The sequence below is a fragment of the Pseudomonas sp. NFACC43 genome (genome assembly GCF_900119645.1).
GTDB lineage: Bacteria > Pseudomonadota > Gammaproteobacteria > Pseudomonadales > Pseudomonadaceae > Aquipseudomonas.
In genome coordinates this window covers 76740-85822 of the sequence record NZ_FPKK01000021.1, presented here as the reverse complement: position 1 = coordinate 85822, position 9083 = coordinate 76740, and the positions used below count along the sequence as shown (strand labels likewise).

Annotated in this window: 7 protein-coding genes and 1 pseudogene; 1 reads left to right on the top strand and 7 read right to left on the bottom strand. The window is 63.4% G+C overall.

Annotation, left to right across the window (positions count from 1 at the left end; genetic code table 11):
• The 4 genes and pseudogenes from BT179_RS25035 to arcD (BT179_RS25020) all read right to left on the bottom strand — a co-directional run.
• Positions 1–584: pseudogene (locus BT179_RS25035) on the bottom strand (carbamate kinase); the annotation flags it as partial.
• An 82-nt stretch (positions 585–666) separates the two neighbouring features.
• Positions 667–1677 (bottom strand): ornithine carbamoyltransferase, encoded by a 1011-nt coding sequence (locus BT179_RS25030; protein ID WP_072431156.1) that lies wholly within the window; start codon positions 1675–1677, stop codon positions 667–669.
• Positions 1678–1744: 67 nt separating this feature from the next.
• Positions 1745–3001 (bottom strand): arginine deiminase, encoded by a 1257-nt coding sequence (gene arcA / locus BT179_RS25025; RefSeq protein ID WP_072431157.1) that lies wholly within the window; start codon positions 2999–3001, stop codon positions 1745–1747.
• A gap of 26 nt (positions 3002–3027) precedes the next feature.
• Positions 3028–4455 carry an arginine-ornithine antiporter gene (arcD, locus tag BT179_RS25020; RefSeq protein ID WP_072432130.1) on the bottom strand — a complete coding sequence of 476 codons (1428 nt, stop codon included), beginning with the start codon at positions 4453–4455 and terminating at the stop codon, positions 3028–3030.
• Positions 4456–4851: 396 nt separating this feature from the next.
• On the opposite strand from arcD (BT179_RS25020), the gene arcD (BT179_RS25015) reads away from it, so the two are divergent.
• Complete coding sequence (arcD, locus tag BT179_RS25015) at positions 4852–6279, top strand: arginine-ornithine antiporter (protein WP_072398892.1); 1428 nt, start codon at positions 4852–4854, stop codon at positions 6277–6279.
• Between the two features lie 141 nt (positions 6280–6420).
• Here the strand turns inward: arcD (BT179_RS25015) and BT179_RS25010 are convergent, their stop codons facing one another.
• The 3 genes from BT179_RS25010 to BT179_RS25000 form a co-directional block, all read right to left on the bottom strand.
• Positions 6421–7767, bottom strand: coding sequence for a CoA transferase (locus tag BT179_RS25010; RefSeq protein ID WP_072432131.1), 1347 nt, complete (start codon positions 7765–7767; stop codon positions 6421–6423).
• Positions 7768–7803: 36 nt separating this feature from the next.
• Positions 7804–8256, bottom strand: coding sequence for a YbaN family protein (locus tag BT179_RS25005; protein ID WP_072432132.1), 453 nt, complete (start codon positions 8254–8256; stop codon positions 7804–7806).
• Between the two features lie 117 nt (positions 8257–8373).
• Positions 8374–8964: a biliverdin-producing heme oxygenase gene (locus BT179_RS25000; RefSeq protein WP_072432133.1), complete on the bottom strand. Its 591-nt coding sequence runs from the start codon at positions 8962–8964 to the stop codon at positions 8374–8376.
• Positions 8965–9083 lie beyond the last annotated feature (119 nt).

Sequence of the window (9083 nt, the reverse complement as noted above, 5' to 3'; positions counted from 1 at the left end):
CCGTGGGCGTCGTACATCGTCGGGATGCCGCCGCCACCGGCGCAGATCACGATGCTGCCTTTTTCCAGCAGCCACTTGATCGGACGGATTTCAAAGATGCGCTTGGGTCGTGGGCTGGCCACCACCCGGCGGTACTTGTCGCCGTCCGGGGCGATGGCCCAGCCTTTCTCGGCGGCGAGTCTTTCGGCTTCGGTCTTGTCGTAGACCGGGCCGATGGGCTTGGTGGGGTGTTGGAAGGCCGGGTCGTCGGCGTCTACCTCCACCTGGGTCAGCAACGTGGCGAACGGCACTTCGAAGTCCAGCAGGTTGCCCAGTTCCTGTTCGATGATGTAGCCGATCATGCCCTCGGTTTCGGCCCCCAGCACGTCCAGCGGATAGGGTGTGACCGAGGTGTAGGCCGCCGCCTGCAATGACAGCAGGCCGACCTGCGGGCCGTTGCCGTGGGCGATGACCAGCTGGTTGCCGGCATGGATCTTGGCGATCTGCTCGGTCGCGGTGCGGATGTTGCTGCGTTGGTTGTCTGCGGTCATGGGCTCACCCCGACGCAGGAGGGCGTTACCGCCCAGGGCAACGACGATGCGCATGATGCTGTCCTTCTAAAAATGTGATGAGCAACGTAGCCCCTGTGGGAGCGAGCTTGCTCCCACAGTGATTCGCGTCGGGCATTCAGATATCCGCCAATGCCGACACCAGGATCGCCTTGATGGTGTGCATGCGGTTTTCCGCCTGCTCGAAGGCGATGTTGGCCGGGGACTCGAAGACGTCCTCGGTCACTTCCACGCCGTTGGCCAGGTGCGGGTAGCGGCCGGCGATGTCCTTGCCGACCTTGGTCTCGCTGTTGTGGAACGCGGGCAGGCAGTGCATGAATTTCACCCGGGGATTGCCCGAGGCTTTCATCATCTGGGCGTTGACCTGGTAGGGCAGCAACTGCTCGATGCGCTCGTCCCAGGCTTCCACCGGCTCGCCCATGGAGACCCAGATGTCGGTGTGGATGAAGTCCACGCCCTTGACGGCTTCTTTCGGGTCTTCAGTGATGGTGATGCGTGCGCCACTTTCGGCGGCGAAGGCCTGGCACTGGTCGATGAAATCCTGGTGCGGCCACAGGGCTTTCGGTGCGCCGATGCGCACGTCCATGCCCAGTTTGGCGCCGATCATCAGCAGCGAATTGCCCATGTTGTAGCGCGCGTCGCCCAGGTAGGCGTAGCTGATGTCATGCAGCGGCTTGTCGCTGTGCTCGCGCATGGTCAGGGTGTCGGCGATCATCTGGGTGGGGTGGAATTCGGCGGTCAGGCCGTTGAACACCGGCACGCCGGCGAACTTGGCCAGTTCCTCGACGATCTCTTGTTCGAAGCCGCGGTACTCGATGGCGTCGAACATCCGCCCCAGGACGCGGGCGGTGTCCTTCATGCTTTCCTTGTGGCCGATCTGCGACGACACCGGGTCGATGTAGGTGACGTGGGCGCCCTGGTCATGGGCTGCGACTTCGAAGGCGCAGCGGGTGCGGGTCGAAGTCTTTTCGAAGATCAACGCGATGTTCTTGCCCTTGAGGTGGGGCTGCTCGGTGCCGGTGTACTTGGCGCGTTTGAGGTCGCGGGACAGGTCCAGCAGGTAATGCAGCTCGCGGTTGGTGTGGTGCATCAAACTCAGCAGGCTGCGGTTGCGCATGTTGAAAGCCATGATGGATCTCCTTGGGTTTCGGTTATCCCCTGGGCGGGATCGGGTCGATGCCGCCCAGGCTCGAAGGTCAGTAGTCGATGGGGTCGCGGATGATCGGGCAGGTCATGCAGTGGCCGCCGCCGCGGCCGCGGCCCAGTTCGCTGGCGCTGATGGTGATCACTTCCACGCCGGCCTTGCGCAGCAGCGTGTTGGTGTAGGTGTTGCGGTCATAGCCGATCACCACGCCGGGCTCCACGGCCACCACGTTGTTGCCGTCGTCCCATTGCTCGCGCTCGGCGGCGAAGCTGTTGCCACCGGTTTCCACCACCCGCAGCGCCGGCAGCTTGAGGGCGGCGGCCACGGTGTCGAGGAAGCTGCCTTCCTCGCGGCGCACGTCGATGCCGCCGGGCTTGCTCTCGTCGGGCCGCAGGGAGAAGGCGACGATCTGGCCGACGACTTCGGGGAAGATGGTCACCAGGTCGCGGTCGCAGAAACTGAACACGGTGTCCAGGTGCATGGCGGCACGGGACTTGGGCAGGCCGGCGACGATCACCCGTTCCACGGCCTTGTGCTTGAACAGGTTCAGCGCCAGTTGGCCGATGGCCTGGCGGGACGAGCGCTCGCCCATGCCGATCAGCACCACGCCATTGCCGACGGGCATCACGTCACCGCCTTCGAGGGTGGCGTTGCCATGGTCCTGGTCCGGGTCGCCGTACCAGATCTGGAAGTCGGCGTGGGTGAACTCGGGGTGGAACTTGTAGATGGCGGTGGTCAGCAGGGTCTCCTGGCGACGCGCCGGCCAGTACATCGGGTTCAGGGTCACGCCGCCGTAGATCCAGCAGGTGGTGTCGCGGGTGAACTGGGTGTTGGGCAGCGGCGGCAGGATGAAGCTGGAGTGGCCGAGAAAATCGCGGAACATCTGGATGGTCTTGCCACCGAAGCTGTCCGGCAAGTCGTCGGCCGAGACGCCGCCGATCAGGAATTCGGCGATCTTGCGCGGTTCCAGGCTGCGCAGCCACGAACCGACTTCATTCACCAGGCCCAGGCCCACCGAGTTGGCGGTGATCTTGCGCTGCAGGATCCAGTCCAGGGCGTCGGGCATGGCGACGATGTCGGTCAGCAGGTTGTGCATCTCCAGCACATCGATGCCGCGCTCGCGCATCTTGGTGACGAAATCGAAATGGTCGCGCTTGGCCTGGTTGACCCAGATCACATCGTCGAACAGCAGTTCATCGCAGTTGTTCGGGGTCAAGCGCTGATGAGCCAGGCCTGGGGAGCACACCATGACTTTACGCAGTTTGCCGGCTTCGGAATGAACGCCGTACTTCACTTTTTCCGTGGTCATTACACATCCTCCAGTTGAACAGTCGGCTACAGGGTCAGGAAGCCGTCGTAGAGTCCATAGGCCGCCACCAGGGCGCCTGCGACCACTGCGGCGAAAATCAGCTTCTCGACAGAGGTGAAAACCGGTTTGCCCAGCTCGCGCTTGGCCTTGGCGAACAGGATCGCGCCGGGGGCGTAGAGCAGGGCGGACAGCAGCAGGTACTTGATCCCGCCGGCATACAGCAGCCAGACGGCGTAGACCAGGGCGATGGCGCCGATGGCCAGGTCCTTGCGCCGCTCGGCCGCGAAGCCCTCGTAGGTCTCGCCACGCACCGCCAGCAGCAGCGCGTAGGCCGCCGACCACAGGTACGGCACCAGGATCATCGAGGTGGCGAGGTAGATCAGGGACAGGTAGGTGCTGGCCGAGAACAGGGTGATGATCAAGAACAGCTGGACCATCGCGTTGGTCAGCCACAGGGCGTTGGCCGGTACGTGGTTGGCGTTCTCGCGGCGCAGGAACTCCGGCATGGTGTGGTCCTTGGCGGCGGCGAACATGATCTCGGCGCACAGCAGCACCCAGGACAAGAGGGCGCCCAGCAGCGAGATGATCAGGCCGACGCTGATGAGCACCGCACCCCAGTGGCCCACCACGTGCTCCAGCACCGCGGCCATGGATGGATTCTGCAGCTTGGCCAGTTCCGGCTGGGTCATGATGCCCAGGGACAATACGTTCACCAGCACCAGGAACAGCAGCACGGTGATGAAGCCGATCACGGTGGCCTTGCCCACGTCGGTGCGTTTCTCGGCGCGGGCGGAAAAGATGCTCGCCCCCTCGATGCCGATGAACACCCACACGGTGACCAGCATCATGTTGCGCACCTGGTTCATCACGCTGCCCAGGTCGGGGTTCATCGTGCCCCAGATGTCCCGGGTGAAGATCTCGAGCTTGAAGGCGAACAGCGCGATCAGCACGAACAGCAACAGCGGCACGACCTTGGCGACGGTGGTCACCAGGTTGATGAACGCCGCCTCCCTGATGCCGCGCAGCACCAGCCAATGCACCGCCCACAACAGCACCGAGGCACCGATCACCGCCGCCACGGTGTTGCCCTCGCCGAAAATCGGGAAGAAGTAGCCCAGGGTACTGAACAGCAGGACGAAATAACCGACGTTGCCCAACCAGGCGCTGATCCAGTAGCCCCAGGCCGAAGAGAAGCCCATGTAGTCGCCGAAACCGGCCTTGGCGTAGGCATACACGCCGCCGTCCAGGTCGGGTTTGCGGTTGGCCAGGGTCTGGAAGACGAAGGCCAGGGTCAGCATGCCGACGGCGGTGATGGCCCAACCGATCAGTACCGCTCCGACATCGGCGCTGGCGGCCATGTTCTGCGGCAGGGAAAAGATCCCGCCACCGATCATGGAGCCGACAACCAGTGCAACCAATGCACCCAATCGAAGTTTTCCAGGAGTGTTAGACATTTGTAAGACTCCAATGCAGGAGAAGAGAGTCAACAGGCTAAGTCGATTTGGAAGTTGAATACCTGATCTGGATCAGTGCATGACAACATTCCATTGTTAATGAAGGGGTTAAGTGTTTTGCTTGATGCCCGTGAATGTTCGTGCAAGGCCCGTTCTAGAAGCTTTGGATGGGTTTGAAAGGGACGTATTTTCCTGGCGGGACAATTCACGCTAGTTGATTTTTTTTGGATCGCAACTATTTTGAACCCTGCCTTCATGACAAAAATAATCGGCTGTCCTGGCCTTTCTTTATTGTTGTCCTGAACATACTGGGGTAATGAGTCCCTTGGACTTTTTGCGGGTGACGTTATTCAAGAACGTTATGTCGCATTTATCTACTTAATGGGTCAGAGAAAAATGCCTCAGCCGATTGAAAAGTTACGACTCGGTGCGCTGATCGCGCTGGTGGTGGGGTCGATGATCGGCGGCGGGATATTTTCCCTGCCGCAAAACATGGCCGCCCGGGCCGACGTCGGCGCGGTACTGATCGGCTGGACCATCACCGCCGTCGGCATGCTGACCCTGGCTTTCGTCTTCCAGACCCTGGCCAACCGCAAACCTGGCCTGGATTCGGGGGTCTACGCCTACGCCAAGGCCGGTTTCGGCGACTACATGGGTTTCTCTTCGGCCTGGGGCTACTGGATCAGTGCGTGGATGGGCAACGTCGGTTATTTCGTCCTGCTGTTCAGCACCCTGGGGTATTTTTATCCGGTGTTCGGCCAGGGCAATACCCCTGTGGCCATCGCCTGCGCATCGCTGCTGCTGTGGGCGGTGCACTTTCTGGTATTGCGCGGCATCAAGGAGGCGGCGTTCATCAACCTGGTGACCACTGTCGCCAAGGTCGTGCCGCTGCTGGTGTTCATCGTCATCGCCGCCGTGGCGTTCGAGGCCGAGGTGTTTACCCGGGATATCTGGGGCACGATGAACCCGGACCTGGGCAGCGTGATGGACCAGGTGCGCCACATGATGCTGGTCACGGTATTCGTGTTCATCGGCATCGAAGGCGCCAGCGTCTATTCGGCACGAGCGGAAAAACGTGCGGACGTCGGCCGCGCCACCGTGATCGGTTTCCTCGGGGTCCTGGCGCTGCTGGTGCTGGTGAACGTGCTGTCGCTGGGCATCATGAGCCAGCCTGCATTGGCGCAACTGCAGAACCCGTCCCTGGCCGGCGTGCTGGAGCATGTGGTCGGCCCCTGGGGCGCCCTGCTGATCAGCGTGGGCCTGACGGTATCGCTGCTGGGGGCGCTGCTGTCCTGGGCGCTGCTGTGCGCCGAGATTCTCTACGCGACCGCCAGGGACAAGACCATGCCGGCGTTCCTCACCAAGGAAAATGCCAACCGTGCGCCGGTCAATGCGCTGTGGTTGACCAATGGCATGATCCAGTTGTTTTTGCTGATCACCCTGTTTTCCGCAGGCACCTACACCAGCCTGATCTACCTCGCGTCGTCGATGATCCTGGTGCCGTACCTGTGGTCGGCAGCCTATGCGGTGTTGCTTTGCGCCCGGGGCGAAACCTATGGGCAGGCTTCGGCCCAGCGGATGAAAGACCTGTGCATCGGTGGCGTTGCGCTGTGCTACGCGGTGTGGCTGCTGTATGCCGGCGGCGTGAAGTACCTGCTGCTGTCGGCGCTGCTGTATGCGCCGGGCGTCATCCTGTTCGCCCAGGCCAAGCGCGAGCAGGGACAGCCGTTGTTCACCCATGTGGAGAAAGGCATTTTCGCCTGCGTGATGGCCGGGGCGGGGTTGGCGGCGTATGGGTTGTACAGTGGATTTTTGGCGTTGTGAGGCGAAGGTTGCCTTTCTGGCAAGTTAGAGACCGTCAGTGTGGTGAGGCGATTTAACGAAGCGTGCACGTTCCAGGGGGATAAACCCCCTTGCCACAATGGATCGACACGCTGGCACGGTTCGCTGGCGATTGGGCGGCCATCACCATTGCGGGCGATGGGCACCCAGTTCGGTCGCTGGCGCTGCCCATTGCAAAGGCGTACCGGTGATTCTCAGCGGCACCTGCAACCGATGGGCCGGGCCCCAGGGCGTTTGTTCCACCAGCAACCCCTGGTCGGCGCTGTTCTCGGGTCGTAGCGCGGTCTGGGCGCCCGCGCCGTGTTCGATCAACAGTTTTGCCGTACGTGCCAGGGACAGGCGTGCCGAGCCGCCTGGGCCGTTCGCCAGGCGACGGGACAAGAGCACGATGGCGCTGGCCGCCATCAGGTATCCCGTGGCGTGATCCAGCGCCTGCACCGGCAAGGGTGTCGGTTTGTCGGCCTGTTTCCAACCCATGCCGGCTTCGGCGATGCCGCTGCTCATCTGCACCAGGCTGTCGAAGCCGCGTCGGTTCTGCCAAGGGCCGCTCCAGCCGTAGGCGTTGAGGCTCACATCGATCAGCCCGGGGGCCAATTGCTGGCGTTGCGCGGCGCCATAACCCAGGCGTTCCAGGGCATCGGCGCGATAGCCGTGCAAGAGGATGTCGGCATCCTTGAGCAAAGTCTCGAACACTGCACGGTCGTCGGCTCGATGCAAGTCGAGGCGGGTGCAGCGTTTGCCCAGGGTCACTTCCGGCACCACGCCAGGCTCGTTCCAGCTCGGTGGATCGATGCGCAGGACATCGGCCCCCAGGCCCGCGAGGAAGCGGCTGGCAATGGGGCCGGCCAGCACACGGGTCAGGTCCAGCACCTTGAGTCCCGCCAGTGGTCGCGCCACAGTACCGAGCCAGGGGCCAGGCCGGGCATCGAGGCTGGCGTCGAAGTGCACCAGCGGTTCGGCGTTCACCGCCTTGCCTTGGGGATGGCCCTGCCATGCCTGCCACGGGCGCATTTCGGCGGCGCAACCGCCCGCATTCACCACGGCCTGTTCCAGTTCGGCCTTGTTCCAGAGAGCGACCTTGCTTGCCATGTCGTCGCGATCACGGCAGACGCCCAGGACCTTTTCCGCCGCAAGGCGATGATGCGGCGCGTTGGTGTGCAGGCGGATCCAGCCATCGGCAGTGGCGTAGTCGCCGGCCACCGGGTCCCACATCGGCGGCACGCTCCAGCCCAGGGGGCGCAAGGACGTGGAGAACCAGAACGAGGCCAGTCGCCGGTCGACTTCCAAAGAGGGACGCCGGCCGGTTTGCTGGTGAAGCAGTTCGGCGACAGCCTGGCCGGCCGCGGCGATGCTGGCGCAGGCCAGTTCCGTGACGGCGAATGCCGAGGGCAAGGCGCCTTCGTCGGTGAAGGGGATCGGGGTCATGGGCAAGCCAAGGGCGGCTTGCATGGACGTGAGCTGATCGGTCATCGAAGGCCCTGCGCACAATGAAAGGGCGAGCATAGATCAAAAATCCGCAGGGCGGCGCTTCACCGCCCAGCGGGCGCTAGCATCCTTGTCCGGAGGGCGTTCCGGGCGGGACCAGATCCAGAGGTTGCCTAAACCCATTCCCAGCAATGCCAGGTAAACAGGCCAGCGGTGATCGAGCAGCGCCAGCATCAGCCCGGCACAGAGCAGCATGCTGGCGGTGGCGCCGAACTTGGCCCTGCGCGCGATGACTTTGCCGTTGCGCCAGGTGCGCAGTATCGCTGCGAACCACCGATGATTCTCCAGCCATGCGCTCAGACGCGGCGAGCCACGCGTCGCGGCCCAGGCGGCCAGCAGGATGAACTCGGTGCTCGGCAGGCCAGGCACGACGATGGCGATCAGGCCGATGGCCAGGCTGGCATAGGCCAGGAGCGTGAAGAACAGCCGGGCGGCTTTCGAGGGGCTGCGGTTCGCGTGTCCTGGTTCAAGCATGAACGGTTCCCTCATGGGCGCGAGCCTGCTCGCGATAGCGCTCTGACAGGCGCCTATGTGCCGACTGGGTGGCCGTCACCGCGAGCCGGTTCGCTCCCTGAGGGGATGGCGATGTGTTCAAGCCGGCTCGGCCGCATAGGCGTGTTCCAGCAGCACGGTAAAGCGGTTGAATGCATCCAGCGCGCCTTTGTCCGCCTCGGCTTCCTGTTGTTCGCTGAAGACCAGGCCGTCGAGGGTTCGGGTGAAGGTTTTCCAGCCTTCGGCGCGGCCGCCTGCCGGTTCAGCCAGGTGACGGGCGCCGAAGGTTTCGTTCATGCCCAGGGCCACGGCGCGCTTGATCAGGAACGCAGCCCCCAGTTTCGACCCCTCGGAGACGAACAGCCAGCCCAGGGCCTCGGCCTGGGTCGGGTGCTTCACCGCGCCGTTCACGGGTGCCGGCACCGGCGTGTCCAGGTCCGCCAGGTCGGCCTTGGCCGCTTCGGCGCGGCAGCGGGCCGACAGGTCGGGGATCAGCGCGGACAACTGCGGGTCGTTGTACAGGGCCACCAGTTCCGACTGGAACAGGTACTGGGCGACGACGAAGCGGGCGAAGCTGGCCGGGGTTTCGAACGGGGCGTGGGCCTTGACCAGTGCGTCGAGTCTGCTGTGGGGCTCGTGGGTGATCTGGTTCAGGCGTTGGGAGCGTGTGATGGGGCGTTCTATGGTCATGAAAAATTCCTTTGAGTAAGCACATTGATGGCGAGGGGATTTGTCCCCGGGCGGGGCGCGCAGCCGCTCCTAAAACGCCTCCGATCATCTGAAGTGCCAGATAGACATTTCGGGATACT

Excerpts from the sequence above, each read along its gene's own strand:
- BT179_RS25030 (WP_072431156.1), bottom strand. The coding sequence starts at position 1,677 with ATGGCTTTCAACATGCGCAACCGCAGCCTGCTGAGTTTGATGCACCAC.
- arcA (WP_072431157.1), bottom strand. The coding sequence starts at position 3,001 with ATGACCACGGAAAAAGTGAAGTACGGCGTTCATTCCGAAGCCGGCAAA.
- arcD (WP_072432130.1), bottom strand. The coding sequence starts at position 4,455 with ATGTCTAACACTCCTGGAAAACTTCGATTGGGTGCATTGGTTGCACTG.
- arcD (WP_072398892.1), top strand. The coding sequence starts at position 4,852 with ATGCCTCAGCCGATTGAAAAGTTACGACTCGGTGCGCTGATCGCGCTG.
- BT179_RS25010 (WP_072432131.1), bottom strand. The coding sequence starts at position 7,767 with ATGACCGATCAGCTCACGTCCATGCAAGCCGCCCTTGGCTTGCCCATG.
- BT179_RS25005 (WP_072432132.1), bottom strand. The coding sequence starts at position 8,256 with ATGCTTGAACCAGGACACGCGAACCGCAGCCCCTCGAAAGCCGCCCGG.
- BT179_RS25000 (WP_072432133.1), bottom strand. The coding sequence starts at position 8,964 with ATGACCATAGAACGCCCCATCACACGCTCCCAACGCCTGAACCAGATC.